Below are 13,358 nucleotides of genomic sequence, written 5' to 3'. Positions count from 1 at the left end.
GGGCAGGTCCTGGGTGGCGTGCAGGGCGGCGGCCAGCGTCAGGTCGTCGCCGAAGCCGGAGGGCGTGAGGACGGGGAACGGGCGGATGCTCGCGCCGTGGTGGCGCAGGACGCCGGCGACTAGTGAGCCGTGCGGAGCGTCGAGAGAGGTGTCGAGCAGCGCCACGGTGCCCTCGCCCAAGAGTTCCGGGAGTCGTTCGCCGACGACCGGGCGGGAGGTGCCGATCATGATCGGGCAGGCGAGGTGGACGTGGTTCGGCGCGGCGCCGACCTCGCGGGCGATGTCCACGACGCGTTCACGATCGGGGGTTTTCAGGTGCATGCGGATGGCTCCCGTCCCCACCTCCTCGTGCGAGTAGATCCCTCGCAAGCGCTTGCGCACAGTGGGTGCGTCCGACGGCACCACGATCAGTTCCCCCGAACGGACCAATACCTCGTTTGGTCCCGACTCGTCGTGCACGTGTACCGGGCCGAGCGCGCGGCAGGCGCGATCGACCAGCTCAGAGAGGCTGTTGACCTGCTGGGGCGCGTCCACATCGGACACGATCCCGCGCCGCGACGCGGTCCACACGGGACCAGGGCGCGTTATCACTCGATCCGATGACGACACAGAGGGTGTTCCGCGCCTGATCAGGGCGACACGGACAGCCGCACGGTGACGCCCTTCCGAGTGGTTTGACCGCAGGTGGTTCGCAAAATCACTCACCAGTGCTAGACATAGCTCAACGTCGACCTCCGACGACGCTGTGCGTTGGCGGTGACCGAACGGTGGACGGTGGTGATCCTGTGGCAAGTGGTGGAGCCGGCGCACTGCTGCTGCGGGCCGCTGCGCTGGGTGGGCTGACCGCCGCCGCCTGGCTGCTGGGCGGGACGACCGCGTCCGCCGACGTCGAGGAACCGCCTCCGGCCGTCGAGATCGCCGTGGACGCCGTCCCGGCCGGGTCCTCCGCCCTGGTCGAGGACCCCGCCGCCTGGGTCGAGTCGTTCACCGCGGCGATGGCCGAGCGGAACCAGCCGGTCAAGATCGTGCCGCCGGCTCCTCCCGTGGTGCTCGCGCCGGAAGAGCCCGAGGACCACGAAGACCACGAGGACGAAGAACCCACCCTCGACTTCACCAGCGGCAAGCAGGGCAACACCCGGTTCGGCACCGTGTCGAACCAGGCGCCGCCCGAGGTGCTGCAGGCGAAGGCGCAGGTCCGCGCGGCCAAGAAGGCCGCGCAGCTCGCCGTGGCCCTGCCGCCCCCTCCGCCGCCACCCCCGCCCGCGCCACCCGTGGTCGTGGTCGAGAAAGCCCTGCCGCTGCTCCCCGGTCCGCCGGCGCCCGCGCCCGCGAAGACCGAGCCCGCACCGGTGAGCGACTTCAGCTGGACCGTTCCTGGACCGGCCGCGCCGCTGCCCGCACCGCAGCAGGCACCCGTGGTCGCGGCAGCCACCACGTCGACCGGCCACACCGACAACTCCGGCGGCACGCGCGGCGTGCACGCCTCCCTGACGTCGCACGACTCGCTCTTCCCGCCCACGTCGTGGTCGGTCGAGGAGCGTCGCGACGGTCGTTGCCCCGGCAGCCTCCCCGGCCTCCCGAGCACGTCACCCGACTGAGTCAAACAGGACAAGTCTGTCCTCTGCGCGATTTGTGACCGTCTCGTTCCGTCGCGCGCATAACTCCTCCCCGCATTTCCCGTTGTACGCAAGGAACCCAGTCTTCCTGACCTGCCAACCGCGCCCTGGCAGGTCGGGTCTGGTCCGAGTGCCGCGCTGCCCCCGCAGCCTCGGACCGCACGGGAAACCTGCGGACGGGGGACGTCAATCCCTGGGACGTTCCCCGCCGCAGGCCTCTCGGTGGCAAGTTCGTCGGCCCGGTCTCCACCGCTGCGGGAGACCGGGCCGACGTGTCTCACGCGACCGGCGCCGCCAAGTCCGCGTCAGCCGGAAACCCTGTTCCGGCAACGGATGCAGCAACGACACCCAAACGGCCGATCGCCTCCCGCAGCACCTCGGGCGGCTGCGTGTACGGCACCCGGAGCATCTGCTCGCACCCGCCGTGCACGGCGAACCGGGAGCCCGGCACGAGCCGCAGGCCGTGGTTCTGCGCCACCACCGCGATCCGGGTGCTCACCGGCCCGTCGAGCGCGCACCACACCGCCAGTCCGCCGGCCGGCACCTCGAAGCTCCACTGTGGACAGTGCTGGCGCAGCGCCTCGACCGCCACGTCGCGCCGGATGCGCGCCTCCGCGCGCCGTGGCCGGAGAACGGCCTCCGGCGACTCCAGCAACGCCGCCAGTACGAGCTGCTCGAACACGGGCGTGCCCAGGTCGGTCGCCGCCCGCGTGGACAGCAGCCGGTGCACGACGTCCCGTGAAGCCCGGATCCACCCGACGCGCAGTCCACCCCAGTGCGACTTGCTGGCGGAGCCGAGCGTCACCACGGAGTCCCCGCCGAACGCGGCCATCGGCAACGGCGCCTCCCGCTCGTCCAGCGCCAGCTCCACCAGGGTCTCGTCGACGACCAGCGGGGTGCGCGTCTTGCGCAGCACGGCCGAGAGCGCCTCCCGCGCCTCGGACGGCATCCGCAGCCCGGTCGGGTTCTGGAAGTCCGGGATCAGGTAGGCCAGCCGGGGGCCCGCTTGGCGCACCGCGGCCTCGTACCCGTCGACGTCCCACCCGTCGGTCAGCATCGGCACCGGCACGGGGATCGCGAACGACGCCCGCACCGCCTCCAGCGCGTTCGGGTAGCTCGGCTGCTCCACCAGCACCCGGTCACCCGGCCCGGCGAAGAGCCGCAGCACCAGCGCCCACGCGTGCTGGGCACCGGAGGTCACCACGATCTGGTCGGGAGACGTCGGCAGCCCGCGCGCCGCGAACCGGTCCGCGATCCGCTGCCGCAGCAGCGGCAGGCCCCGCTCGTCGTACCCGTGCGACGCGAGGTGCTCCGGCATCGCGGCCATCGCGGTGTCCATCGCGAGCCGCACGGACGGCAGCGCGGGAGGCGCGGCGCGGGACAGGTCGATCAACGTGTCGTCGCCGCCGGTGATCCCCCCACCGGCGCCGACGGGACCGTTGATCCACGACCCGGCCCCGCGCCGCGACTCCACCACCCCCTCGGCGCGCAGCTGGTCCAGCGCCGTGGTGACCGTGGTGCGGCTCACCGGCAGCGCCTCGGTGAGCTCCCGCTCGGACGGCAACCGCGTCCCGACCGGCAACCGGCCGTCCGCGACCAGCAGCTTGACCGCCGCGGCGAGGTCGGTCGAGCACTGCCGGGCACCACCGCGTTGCCACGACCCGAGAAGACGAGCCAGTCGGGCGCCTGATATACGTCCACCTGGTGGGAGCATGGGGCAATCATCGCGGATTGGCTATGGATATCCAAGCCAATCACAGCGCAGTATGGCCACATGGCCTCCATGACCGCACTCGACCAGGTCTCCGTCAGGATCGCTCCGGCCCGGCGCCTCCCGCAGCTCCTCGCGGGCCTGTGGCTCTACGGCGCCAGCATGGCGATGCAGATCCGCGGAACCCTCGGGCTGAACCCGTGGGACGTGCTGCACGAGGGCCTCGCGGAGCGCAGCGGCCTGAGCTTCGGCCTGATCACCGCGATCACCGGCGTCGCGGTGCTGCTGCTCTGGATCCCGCTGAAGCAGAAGCCCGGCGTCGGCACCGTCGGCAACGTGGTGGTCATCGCCGTCAGCGTCGACGTGACGCTGGCGGTCCTGCCCGAGGCGCATGGACTCCTGCCCCGCGTCGGACTGCTCGTGCTGGGCATCGTGCTGAACGCCGTGGCGTTCGCCGCGTACGTCGGCTCACGGCTCGGGCCGGGCCCGCGCGACGGCATGGTGACCGGCTTCTGCCGCCGCACGGGCATCTCCCTGCGCCTCACCCGCACTGCAATCGAGCTGCTCGTGCTCGGCACCGGCTGGCTGCTCGGCGGCACGGTCGGCATCGGCACGGTCCTCTACGCGGTGTGCATCGGCCCGCTGTCGCAGCTCTTCCTGCCCGCGCTCACCTGGCGCGAGCGCTCGCGGCCCGCTTGCGAATCTCCCCGTACGTGACGTCGCGCTCGCCCAGCACCTCGGCCACGATTCCCCCGCCCTGCAACAGGGCGAGCAGGATGTGCTCGACCCCCAGGTAGTTGTGGCCGAGGTCGCGCGACTCGCGCAGCGAGTTCTCGAGCGTCTTCTTCATCGCGGGCTCCAGCGGCATCCCGAACCACCGCCGGCGCGGGCCCGGTCGCAGCACGCCGGGCCCGAGCGACTGCTCGGCCGACTCGATCACCTGGTCGACGTCGATCCCCAAGCCCCGCAACGCTTCCGCGTCCGCCTTGGTCAGACCGCCCTTGCGCCGGTAGTCCCGGAACGCCGTCTCGAGCTCGCCGCGCGGCAGGTCGAAGCCGGCCAGCACCGGCGCGTCGAGCAACGCGAGCAGCAGGTGCTCCACGCCGACCTCGGGCGCGTGCACCCGTTCCGCCTCCTGCACCGCGGCCTTGACGGCCTCGCGGGCTTCCTTCGTGAACCGTTCCGCGATCATCATCGACCCCCGTGCTTCTTGTGGACCGCCTGGCGGGACACCCCGAGCTCCGCCGCGATGTCCTGCCACGACCAGCCCTGCGCCCGCGCACTGCGGACCTGGGCGGCCTCCAGGTGTTCCAGCAGTCGCCGCAACGCGCTGACGGCCCGCAACCCCACCTTCGGGTCGCGGTCCCCTGCCGCTGTGGCGAGATCCGTCGCTTCAGTCATGCTGTCAACGTACGTTGACGATCGCGGTTCGTCAACCGAAGTTGACACGTACGGTGGGGCCGTGAAGATCGAGACTGCCGAGCAGGCGGCGCCGGGACGCACGTCGGAGGACCGGATCCGGGTCACGGGCAACGCCGTCATCGTTCTCGACGGCGTCACCTCGCGCAGGCCACCGGACCGCAACGGCGGTTGGTACGCCACGGAACTCGCCGACGAGCTCGCCGAGCTGATCAACGACACCGACCCGTTGACCGACGTCCTCGCGCAGGCCATCGCGAACCTCGTCGAGGCGCACGGCCTCGTCCCTGGCGACTCCCCGTCCTCGACGGCGTCGATCGTGCGCTGGACCGACGAGACCATCGACGCGCTCGTGCTCTGCGACACGCCGGTGGTCGCTTTTGGACAGTCCACCCACGTCCTCGAGGACACCCGGCTCGCGGACCTGAGGTCCGAGCCGGACATCCTGGCGTGGAAGAACGAACCGGACGGCTGGTGGGTCGCGGAGGCCGAACCGGAGGCCGGGCTGCGGGCGAGGACCGCGAGCTGGTCGCGTTCGGAGATCACGACCGTGATCGCTCTCACCGACGGTGTCTCCTGTGGAGTGACCGAGTACGGGCTCTTCGAGTGGGAGGACCTGGCGCGAATGCCCCTCGGGGAAGTGCTCGACCGAATCCGCGAAGCCGAACGCGGCGATTCGGAGCGCCGGCGGTGGCCCCGCTTCAAAATCCACGACGACCAGGCGATCGCCCGGATCACGACGTCCGGTGCATGACGAAAGAAGCCCCCGCAGCGTTCTGCGGGGGCTTCTTCCGAAGAGGGATGGCCAGGGGCGGGGTCGAACCGCCGACCTACCGCTTTTCAGGCGGTCGCTCGTACCAACTGAGCTACCTGGCCATGAACTAGATGAAGCGACCCAGACGGGACTCGAACCCGCGACCTTCGCCGTGACAGGGCGACGCGCTAACCAACTGCGCCACTGGGCCTTGCTCTTGCTGATCTTACCAGTAGATCTTACTCTACTTTACTGCGTGCCCCCAACGGGATTCGAACCCGCGCGACCGCCTTGAAAGGGCGGGATCCTAGGCCGCTAGATGATGGGGACTAGCTGGTCTCTGGAAGCATCGTAAGCATATGGCATAGGTCCACGCACCTCCAAAACGGGGGTCCTACTTAGGCCGTGACCTGCCCAAAAGGTCTTCAGCGGCAGGTCGGCCAAATCAACAAACGCCTGTTCACGGCCCATCAGGCCCTTCAGGCGTCTTTTGTGATCCAGACAACTTCCACCGGGAAGACGCCACGCAGGGCAGCACGTGCGCGAGCACCTCGCGGATCCGCTTCGGGAAGTCCGCGCACGCCGTCGTCGCCGACGAGATCAACCGGGCGCCGAGAGCGGCGCTGCACAACGTGCGCGCCACGGCCTCCGGGTCGACCCCCGGCAGCAGGTCCCCGCGTTCACCCGCCTCGGCGACGTAGGTGGCGATCAGCTTCTCCCACATGACGTGGGTGTTGGGGACGCCGGGATAGCCGACCTCGCGTTCGGCGTTCAGCCGCACGCCGGCGCGCAGCACGACGTCGGCGGCCATCCGGTCCGCGGACTCGGCGAACATGCCGTGGAGCGCGCTCAGCGGATCCGCCCCGCGCGCCCGCCACGACTCCCGCAGCTCGGCCCACAGCTCGTTCTGGCGTTCAACGAGCGCACCGGCGACCGCGTCCTTGGAGGGGAAGTGGAAGTAGAAGGCGCCCTTGGTGAGCCCGGCGCGCGCGAGCACTGCTGTTAGCGACGTTCGCTCGTAACCGTGCTGGTCGAACTCCTCCGCCGCGGCGTGGAGTATCGCCTCACGGGTCGCGTACGCCCGGTCCTGCTGGGGCATGGGTGCAGGTTAGCCGTTGCCGCGAAAGAGACCGGTGGGTATGTTTCAGGATGCGGCCCTGTCCTGCAGACGCGCCACCGGGGGGTGCGCGCCTCGAGTCAGGGCCGCTTCCGCGTTCGCACGACCCTCACCGCTGCACTGGAGGCGTCCCGCCGTCCTCGCCCGGTGACAGGCCCAGCATGTCGAGCAGCATCCGGCAGTCCTCGGCGCCCAGGGCGCTGCGCGCGACGGCGAGCCGCGCCCGGTGGACCTGCTCGTCGGAGATCCGCGAAGGTTCTCCGCTGCGCTGGGCCGGCACGCTCGGCCCGCCCTGCCGCGACATGCCGTCGTCCTGCGTGAACAGGAACTTCCGCACTTCCAGTGACCCACTCATGAGCACCCTCCCCGACTTGAGGTTGGCGCGAGGCTAAGCGACCTGGGACAACGGCCGCAGCCCCCCGCAGAGTGATTCCACCGACACCCAGCGTTACTTTCCGTACAGGTGCGGCCCACGCCTCGTGGAGAACTCGCCAGGGGATGATGAGCCCATGACTGATCCCACGCCGGAACCTTCCCCCGGAGCAGAGGGCCAAAACGCGTCTCCACCGCCGGTCGACCAGCAGGAGATCTTCAAGGCGATCAGCGGCATCGACATCGACTCCATCGACGCCGACATCGAGTCCGCGTTCGGCTCCCGGATGGCCGAGCTCGACAAGATGCTCGAGGGCCTGGACGACCTGGTCAACCGGATCGAGAAGGACATCCAGAACCTGGACCAGCCAAAACCCGACAGTCCTGAGTAGACGGCTTACCCCTAGGGGGTATCATCGGAGCTCCCCGAACGGAAAGGCACTCCGATGTCCGTCTCTGCCACCTACACCGTCACCGGCATGACCTGCGGCCACTGCGTCAGCTCCGTCAAGGAGGAACTGGGCGAGGTCGCCGGCGTCACGGGCGTCGACGTCGTCCTGGAGACCGGCGCGGTGACCGTGACCAGCGACCGCGAGCTCGACCGCGCCGAGGTCGTCGCCGCCGTCACCGAGGCCGGTTACCAGGTCGCGTGATGACCACGACCGTCGTCGAGCTGAGCATCAGCGGCATGACGTGCGCCGCCTGCGCCCGGCGCGTCGAACGCAAGCTGAACAAGCTCGACGGCGTCTCCGCCACCGTGAACTACGCGACCGAGAAGGCCAGCGTCCAGTTCCCCGCCGGTGTGCGGGTCCAGGACCTGGTGTCGACCGTGCGGGAGGCCGGCTACGACGCCGGGGAGCCCCGGCCGGAGGTCACCGCCGGCCCGGCCGGCTCCGGCGAGCCGGGGCTGCGGTTCGCGCTGGCCGCGGCGCTCGGCCTGCCGGTGATCGCGGTGTCGATGGTGCCCGCGTGGCAGTTCCCCGTCTGGCAGTGGGTGGCGCTGGCGCTGGCGAGCGTGGTCGTGTGGGTGTGCGGCTGGCCGTTCCACCGCGCGGCCTTCGTGAACGCACGGCACGGCGCCGGCACCATGGACACCCTCGTGTCGATGGGCGTCACGGTGTCGTACCTGTGGTCGCTCTCCGCGCTGGTGTTCGGCGAAGCCGGGACGATCGGCATGCGGCACGAGTTCAGCCTGTTGCCGCGCCCCACCACCTCCGCGGACATCTACCTGGAGGTCGCGGTCGGCGTGACCGCGTTCCTGCTGCTCGGCCGCTGGCTGGAGGCCCGGTCCAAGCGCAGCGCGGGTGCCGCCCTGCGGTCGCTGCTCGCGCTCGGCGCCAAGGACGTGGCGGTGCTGCGCGACGGCGCGGAGACCCGCGTGCCGATCGGTCAGCTCCAGGTCGGCGAACGCTTCGTGGTCCGTCCGGGTGAGCGCGTCGCCACGGACGGCCTAGTGGCCGAGGGCAGCTCCGCCGTCGACCGCTCGCTGGTCACCGGCGAGTCCGTGCCGGTCGAGGTCGGCCCCGGCGACCCCGTGGTCGGCGGGACGGTCAACGCGGGCGGCCGGCTGGTCGTGCGGGCCACGTCCGTCGGCGCCGGCACGCAGCTCGCGCGGATGGCGCGGCTGGTCGAGCAGGCCCAGACGGGCAAGGCCGAGGTGCAGCGGCTGGCCGACCGGGTGTCGGCGGTGTTCGTCCCGGTCGTCGTGCTGATCGCGCTGGCGTCGTTCGGCGGGTGGCTGCTGGCGGGCCGGCCGCTCGGGTTCGCGGTGACGGCGGCGGTGGCCGTGCTCGTGATCGCGTGTCCCTGCGCGCTGGGCCTGGCCACGCCCACGGCGTTGCTCGTCGGCACCGGGCGCGGCGCCCAGCTCGGGATCCTGGTGAAGGGCCCGGAGGTGCTGGAGTCGACGCGGCGGGTCGACACCGTGGTCCTGGACAAGACCGGCACGGTCACCACCGGCCGGTTGACGCTGGTCGACGTGGTTCCCGCGGACGGCGTGCCGCGGGAGGAGGTGCTGCGGTGCGCGGCAGCCGTCGAGAACGCGTCCGAACACCCGATCGCCGCGGCGATCACCCGCGAGGTGCCCGACCTCCCGCCCGTCTCGGACTTCGCCTCCACCGGTGGCATCGGTGTCAGCGGCGTGGTGGAGGACCGGCGCGTCGCCGTCGGCCGGGTGGACCCGGCATCCCTGCCAGGCGAACTGGCTGACGCCCTGACCGTCCACGCGGCTCGCACAGTGGTCGCGGTTTCCTTTGATGACAAGGTTGTCGGCCTCATCGCCGTGTCGGACGTCGTGAAACCCACGTCCGCGCAAGCGATCCGCGAACTGAAGGAGCTCGGCCTGCACCCGGTGCTGCTGACCGGCGACAACGCGACAGTGGCCGCCGCCGTCGCCGCCGAGGTGGGCATCGACCAGGTCATCGCCGGCGTCCTGCCCGCGCAGAAGGTCGAAGCCGTCCGCGAACTCCAGGCACAGGGCCGAGTCGTGGCCATGGTCGGCGACGGCGTGAACGACGCGCCGGCCCTCGCCGCCGCGGATCTGGGGCTGGCCATGGGAACCGGCACCGACGTGGCCATCGAGGCGAGCGACCTGACCCTCGTGCGCGGCGACCTGCGCGCGGCAGCCGACGCCATCCGGTTGTCGCGCAGGACTTTGCGCACGATCAAGGGCAACCTCTTCTGGGCGTTCGCCTACAACGTCGCTGGACTCCCGCTCGCGGCGCTCGGGCTGCTGAACCCGATGATCGCGGGCGCCGCGATGGCCTTCAGCAGCGTGTTCGTTGTCAGCAACAGCTTGCGACTACGGGGATTCCGCCCATCAGCGGCTTAAGAATCTCCCTACGAGTACTCCCCAACGAGCCTGTGCGCGTGCAACAATCCAAACAGCTGACACACCCCCGGTCAGCGCCTGTGGAGATCCCCTCCGGCCCCCGCGTTCCTCCCCCTGGCGCGGGGGCCTCCGCAGCTCTGCGTCAGTCTGCTCGGCTGGCGCCTCGCCGACTGACGCCGCGGGTGTTCTCCGGGGGCCGAGCCCCCAGACCCCAGCCGGGGGCAAGCCCCCGGACCCCGTAGGTTGCAGCCGTTGTGTGTGGCGCTCGGTGTTCTGCCATCGGAGTTGCGTCGGCGTCTTTCTGTCCGTTGGGCCGGGCTCGCAAGGTCCGCTGATCAAGGCAAGTCGCCCCGCCTGTCGGCAAGGCTCCGCACCTTCTCCCATCAGGCCAGCGTTCACACCCCGTCGGTCAGCAGCGCTCGCGCCCGCCTCACCTCGGAGCGGCGCTCACGCCCTTCGCCGGTCGAGACAGCGTCCGCACCCCTCCTCTCGGGGCGGCGCTCGCGGCCTCCTGCCAGGCGCGATGCTCGCGGGTTGCGTTTGTGCAGGTAGAGCACGTGAGCCCGGACACGTTCAGGTGAGCCGGGTCACAGGGGTTTGGCTTCCGTGACCGAGCCGTTATCGTGTGCCGGTGCCTATCGGATCCCTCGGACGCTCCAAGTCCGGCCGTCACCGCCCCGCGGGCGAACCGCAGGAGACGTTGCCCGACGAGGAGCTGACCTCTTACCTGGCTGCCCTGGCCCCGGACTCGGACAACGAGACCACCGCCTCCGGCTTCGGCAGCGCGCAGGTGTACCAGCTTCGGCTGCAGCTGATGGCCAACGAACAGCTCAAGGAGCTCGCCGCGGAGCGCCAGACCTCCCCGCAGGCGCTCGCGACGGAGTGGGTCATGCAGCGACTGGAGTGGGAAGCGCGGCAGCGCGGCCACTAGACCGGTCTCCCGACGAAGAAGGACCCCCTGCCGTGCCCGGCAGGGGGTCCTTCTGTCGTACGACGTGATTGCGGCGAATCAGATCAGATCGCGCGGACGTTCTGAGCCTGCGGGCCCTTGGTGCCCTGGCCGACCTCGAACTCCACGCGCTGGTTCTCCTCCAGGGTGCGGAAGCCCTGACCCTGGATCTCCGAGTAGTGGACGAAGACGTCTGCGCCGCCGTTGTCCTGGGCGATGAAGCCGAAGCCCTTCTCGGAGTTGAACCACTTGACAGTGCCCTGTGCCATGTACCTGCCTCCATCGCAGGAAAGCTTGGGGCTGCACCGTGCAACCCCGGCCGTCCCGGGGGCGTTCAGCTCGCTCGGTGAGAGCGCACAGCACGCCCGCGTGTCGTTCCGCGAGCGTGTGGAGCACGAACACAGAAACCACGGCCTGCGCGGGTCAGCCTAACGTGTGATGCGTCATAGCACTACAGCTCATTACTGGCCGGTTGAGTGCCTCAATAGGAGGAAACCCGCTGGTCCGGCTGGGTGATCGCGAACCGGCGAGCAACGCATCGCAACCTCGTGCGTCTTCTTCAGCGTTGGACGAGGGGATCTTGGGGAGAGCGTGTGTTCCGGCCACTGATTTTGGCTTTGCTGCTGGTGTCGACCGCTTGCGGCGCCGCTCCCGACGCGCCGTCGGGGCCGGCCGCGCCGGTGTCGCAGGAGAAGGCGAAGGCATCGCTCACCGTGACGCCGGCTTCGGGGGAGGGCGTCAGCCCGTCCGGGCCGTTCCAGGTGGGGATGACCGGGGGGTCGCTGACCGCCGTCGCGCTCACGGGCGCGGACGGCAAGGTCGTCAAGGGGGAGCTGAGCGGCGACAGGTGGGTCGCCACCGAGGACCTGGGCTACGACAAGGTCTACAGGTGGTCCGGGTCGGCCAGGGGCGAGGACGGCGCGGAGGTCCCGGTCAACGGATCGTTCCGCACGCTCAAGCCGCAGCGGCTCACGTCCGCGAGGATGAACGTCGGGGACAACCAGACGTACGGCATCGCGATGCCGATCAAGGTGACGTTCAGCGCGCCGGTGCAGGACAAGGCGTCCGTGCAGAAGGCCATGACGGTGAAGACCTCCGTGCCGACCGAGGGCGCGTGGGCGTGGCTTTCGGACACCGAGGCGCACTGGCGGCCGCGCGAGTACTTCAAGCCGAACACCGAGGTGTCCGTCGACGTGGACGTCTACGGCGTGCCGTTCGGAGGCGGCGCCTACGGTGCCGGTGACCTGCACGTGCGGTTCAAGATCGCCGACAGGGCGCTGGTCGTGAAGGCGGACACGCAGTCGCACCGGTTCGTCGTCTACCGCGACGGCGTGCAGTTGCACGACTTCCCGGCGTCCTACGGGCTCGACAGCGACCCCCGCCGGGTCACCCGCTCCGGCACGCACGTGGTGATGCAGAAGGAAGCCAGCCGCACCATGACCAACGCGGCGTTCGGCTACAAGGACGTCCCGGTCACGTGGGCCGTGCTGATTTCCGACAACGGCGAGTTCGTGCACGAGTACGCGAACTCGATGGCCTCGCAGGGCAGGGAGAACGTCTCGCACGGCTGCGCGAACCTGTCACCGGCCAACGCCAAGACGTTCTACGACCTCACGATGATCGGTGACCCGGTCGAGGTGCTGAACTCGTCGGTGCGGCTCGGCCCGGCGGACGGCGACTACCACGACTGGGCGATCGACTGGGCCACCTGGACCTCGAAGTCGGCCGTGACGCCCTAGCTCTTCTCCGTGATCTGCGGCGGCGCTGGGATCTCGTAGCCCGACGGGCCGATGTTGCGTTCCAGCGCCCGCTTCCACTCACCGCTCGAAATCATCTTCTCGATGGCCTCGTTCACGGCGTCGCGGGACTTCGCGTCCCCCTTCGGCATGCCGATCCCGTAGCGCTCCTTGGAGAACGGCTTGCCGACGAGCTTGAGCAGCTCGGGGTTCTCGGCGGCGAACCCGGCCAGGATGACCTCGTCGGTGGTGACGGCGTCGACGTTGCCCGCCATCAGGGCGATTACGCAGTCGGAGTACTGGCCGTACTCGACGATCTGCACGCCCTGGGCGTAGTCCGTCTTCACCTTCTGCGCGGAGGTGGAACCCTTGACGGAGCACAGCTTGCGGCCGTTCAGCGTCTCGGGGCCCTGGATGGTCTGCTCGGTGTAGCGGACCAGGAGGCCCTGGCCCGTCTCGAAGTACGGGCCGGCGAAGGCGACCTTCTCCTTGCGGGCGTCGGTGATCGAGTAGGTGGCGACGATCAGGTCGGCCTCACCGTTCTCGAGCATCTGCTCGCGGACCGCGCCGCGCGCCTCCTTGAAGGTGATGCCCTTCTCCTCCACGCCGAGCTCGTTCGCCACGTACTTGGCGACGTCGACGTCGAAGCCGACGAAACGGCCGTCGAGCCGCCGCTGGCTCAGCCCCGGCTGGTCGTAGCGGATACCGATGGTCAGCTTTCCGGAGTCAGCACGTCCGATGACTGAACTGGTGTCACCGCTCCCGCAGGCGGTGGCGAACACCGCTACGGCGGTCAGGAGCGCGGCACGACGGATCACGACAGACCTTCCGGGGGTGGTGTGGATTCGTGCGCA

Annotated in this window: 15 protein-coding genes and 3 tRNA genes; 8 read left to right on the top strand and 10 right to left on the bottom strand. The window is 70.1% G+C overall.

Annotated elements, in window-relative coordinates; all coding sequences use genetic code 11:
* Positions 1–785 precede the first annotated feature (785 nt).
* Complete coding sequence (locus BMW88_RS02810; protein WP_089948782.1) at positions 786–1,598, top strand: hypothetical protein; 813 nt, start codon at positions 786–788, stop codon at positions 1,596–1,598.
* Positions 1,599–1,893: 295 nt separating this feature from the next.
* On the opposite strand, the gene yczR is transcribed toward BMW88_RS02810, so the two are convergent.
* Positions 1,894–3,330 (bottom strand): MocR-like transcription factor YczR, encoded by a 1,437-nt coding sequence (yczR, locus tag BMW88_RS02805; protein ID WP_089948781.1) that lies wholly within the window; start codon positions 3,328–3,330, stop codon positions 1,894–1,896.
* 60 nt (positions 3,331–3,390) lie between these two features.
* Between yczR and yczE the strand changes: the two genes are divergently transcribed.
* Positions 3,391–4,044, top strand: coding sequence for a membrane protein YczE (yczE, locus tag BMW88_RS41620; RefSeq protein ID WP_177220921.1), 654 nt, complete (start codon positions 3,391–3,393; stop codon positions 4,042–4,044).
* Here the strand turns inward: yczE and BMW88_RS02795 are convergent.
* Together BMW88_RS02795 and BMW88_RS02790 are read right to left on the bottom strand one after the other, a co-directional pair.
* Complete coding sequence (locus BMW88_RS02795; RefSeq protein WP_245777524.1) at positions 3,995–4,522, bottom strand: Clp protease N-terminal domain-containing protein; 528 nt, start codon at positions 4,520–4,522, stop codon at positions 3,995–3,997. The genes yczE and BMW88_RS02795 overlap by 50 nt on opposite strands.
* Positions 4,519–4,728, bottom strand: a complete 210-nt coding sequence (locus BMW88_RS02790; RefSeq protein WP_030473166.1) for a helix-turn-helix domain-containing protein — start codon at positions 4,726–4,728, stop codon at positions 4,519–4,521. The genes BMW88_RS02795 and BMW88_RS02790 overlap by 4 nt, the downstream gene beginning before the upstream one ends.
* Before the next feature lie 61 nt (positions 4,729–4,789).
* Here BMW88_RS02790 and BMW88_RS02785 point away from each other — a divergent pair, with 61 nt between their 5' ends.
* Positions 4,790–5,500 carry a protein phosphatase 2C domain-containing protein gene (locus BMW88_RS02785; RefSeq protein ID WP_089948778.1) on the top strand — a complete coding sequence of 237 codons (711 nt, stop codon included), beginning with the start codon at positions 4,790–4,792 and terminating at the stop codon, positions 5,498–5,500.
* A 48-nt stretch (positions 5,501–5,548) separates the two neighbouring features.
* Here the strand turns inward: BMW88_RS02785 and BMW88_RS02780 are convergent.
* From BMW88_RS02780 to BMW88_RS02760, 5 genes are all read right to left on the bottom strand, one after another.
* A tRNA-Phe gene (locus BMW88_RS02780) sits at positions 5,549–5,622 on the bottom strand.
* A 15-nt stretch (positions 5,623–5,637) separates the two neighbouring features.
* Positions 5,638–5,711 (bottom strand) — tRNA-Asp (locus tag BMW88_RS02775).
* A gap of 46 nt (positions 5,712–5,757) precedes the next feature.
* Positions 5,758–5,830 (bottom strand) — tRNA-Glu (locus BMW88_RS02770).
* Between the two features lie 130 nt (positions 5,831–5,960).
* Complete coding sequence (locus BMW88_RS02765; protein ID WP_089948776.1) at positions 5,961–6,599, bottom strand: ScbR family autoregulator-binding transcription factor; 639 nt, start codon at positions 6,597–6,599, stop codon at positions 5,961–5,963.
* Between the two features lie 127 nt (positions 6,600–6,726).
* Positions 6,727–6,972, bottom strand: a complete 246-nt coding sequence (locus BMW88_RS02760) for a hypothetical protein (protein WP_089948775.1) — start codon at positions 6,970–6,972, stop codon at positions 6,727–6,729.
* Between the two features lie 154 nt (positions 6,973–7,126).
* Between BMW88_RS02760 and BMW88_RS02755 the strand changes: the two genes are divergently transcribed.
* The 4 genes from BMW88_RS02755 to BMW88_RS02740 all read left to right on the top strand — a co-directional run bounded on the left by BMW88_RS02755 (position 7,127) and on the right by BMW88_RS02740 (position 10,750).
* The gene (locus BMW88_RS02755) at positions 7,127–7,381 is read left to right on the top strand and encodes a hypothetical protein (RefSeq protein WP_089948773.1); all 255 of its coding nucleotides are present in this window, start codon (positions 7,127–7,129) and stop codon (positions 7,379–7,381) included.
* A gap of 54 nt (positions 7,382–7,435) precedes the next feature.
* Entirely contained in the window at positions 7,436–7,642 is a 207-nt protein-coding gene (locus BMW88_RS02750) for a heavy-metal-associated domain-containing protein (RefSeq protein WP_089948772.1), read from the top strand.
* Positions 7,642–9,819, top strand: a complete 2,178-nt coding sequence (locus BMW88_RS02745; protein ID WP_089948770.1) for a heavy metal translocating P-type ATPase — start codon at positions 7,642–7,644, stop codon at positions 9,817–9,819. Before BMW88_RS02750 ends, BMW88_RS02745 begins: the two co-directional genes overlap by 1 nt.
* Positions 9,820–10,450: 631 nt before the next feature.
* The gene (locus BMW88_RS02740; protein WP_089949442.1) at positions 10,451–10,750 is read left to right on the top strand and encodes a hypothetical protein; all 300 of its coding nucleotides are present in this window, start codon (positions 10,451–10,453) and stop codon (positions 10,748–10,750) included.
* A gap of 83 nt (positions 10,751–10,833) precedes the next feature.
* Here the strand turns inward: BMW88_RS02740 and BMW88_RS02735 are convergent, their stop codons facing one another.
* On the bottom strand, positions 10,834–11,037 hold the full coding sequence (locus tag BMW88_RS02735) for a cold-shock protein (protein WP_030473173.1): 204 nt from the start codon (positions 11,035–11,037) through the stop codon (positions 10,834–10,836).
* A gap of 324 nt (positions 11,038–11,361) precedes the next feature.
* On the opposite strand from BMW88_RS02735, the gene BMW88_RS02730 reads away from it, so the two are divergent.
* On the top strand, positions 11,362–12,507 hold the full coding sequence (locus BMW88_RS02730) for a L,D-transpeptidase (RefSeq protein ID WP_177220920.1): 1,146 nt from the start codon (positions 11,362–11,364) through the stop codon (positions 12,505–12,507).
* On the opposite strand, the gene BMW88_RS02725 is transcribed toward BMW88_RS02730, so the two are convergent.
* Positions 12,504–13,319, bottom strand: coding sequence for a glutamate ABC transporter substrate-binding protein (locus BMW88_RS02725; protein ID WP_089949440.1), 816 nt, complete (start codon positions 13,317–13,319; stop codon positions 12,504–12,506). The genes BMW88_RS02730 and BMW88_RS02725 overlap by 4 nt on opposite strands.
* Positions 13,320–13,358: the final 39 nt, after the last annotated feature.

This window comes from Lentzea xinjiangensis (genome assembly GCF_900110955.1).
Lineage (GTDB): Bacteria > Actinomycetota > Actinomycetes > Mycobacteriales > Pseudonocardiaceae > Lentzea > Lentzea xinjiangensis.
This window is presented reverse-complemented; position numbering and strand designations above follow the sequence as displayed.

Coding starts and splice junctions, on each gene's coding strand:
- yczR (WP_089948781.1), bottom strand. CDS start 3,330: ATGCTCCCACCAGGTGGACGTATATCAGGCGCCCGACTGGCTCGTCTT.
- yczE (WP_177220921.1), top strand. CDS start 3,391: ATGGCCTCCATGACCGCACTCGACCAGGTCTCCGTCAGGATCGCTCCG.
- BMW88_RS02795 (WP_245777524.1), bottom strand. CDS start 4,522: ATGATGATCGCGGAACGGTTCACGAAGGAAGCCCGCGAGGCCGTCAAG.
- BMW88_RS02790 (WP_030473166.1), bottom strand. CDS start 4,728: ATGACTGAAGCGACGGATCTCGCCACAGCGGCAGGGGACCGCGACCCG.
- BMW88_RS02765 (WP_089948776.1), bottom strand. CDS start 6,599: ATGCCCCAGCAGGACCGGGCGTACGCGACCCGTGAGGCGATACTCCAC.
- BMW88_RS02760 (WP_089948775.1), bottom strand. CDS start 6,972: ATGAGTGGGTCACTGGAAGTGCGGAAGTTCCTGTTCACGCAGGACGAC.
- BMW88_RS02755 (WP_089948773.1), top strand. CDS start 7,127: ATGACTGATCCCACGCCGGAACCTTCCCCCGGAGCAGAGGGCCAAAAC.
- BMW88_RS02750 (WP_089948772.1), top strand. CDS start 7,436: ATGTCCGTCTCTGCCACCTACACCGTCACCGGCATGACCTGCGGCCAC.
- BMW88_RS02745 (WP_089948770.1), top strand. CDS start 7,642: ATGACCACGACCGTCGTCGAGCTGAGCATCAGCGGCATGACGTGCGCC.
- BMW88_RS02735 (WP_030473173.1), bottom strand. CDS start 11,037: ATGGCACAGGGCACTGTCAAGTGGTTCAACTCCGAGAAGGGCTTCGGC.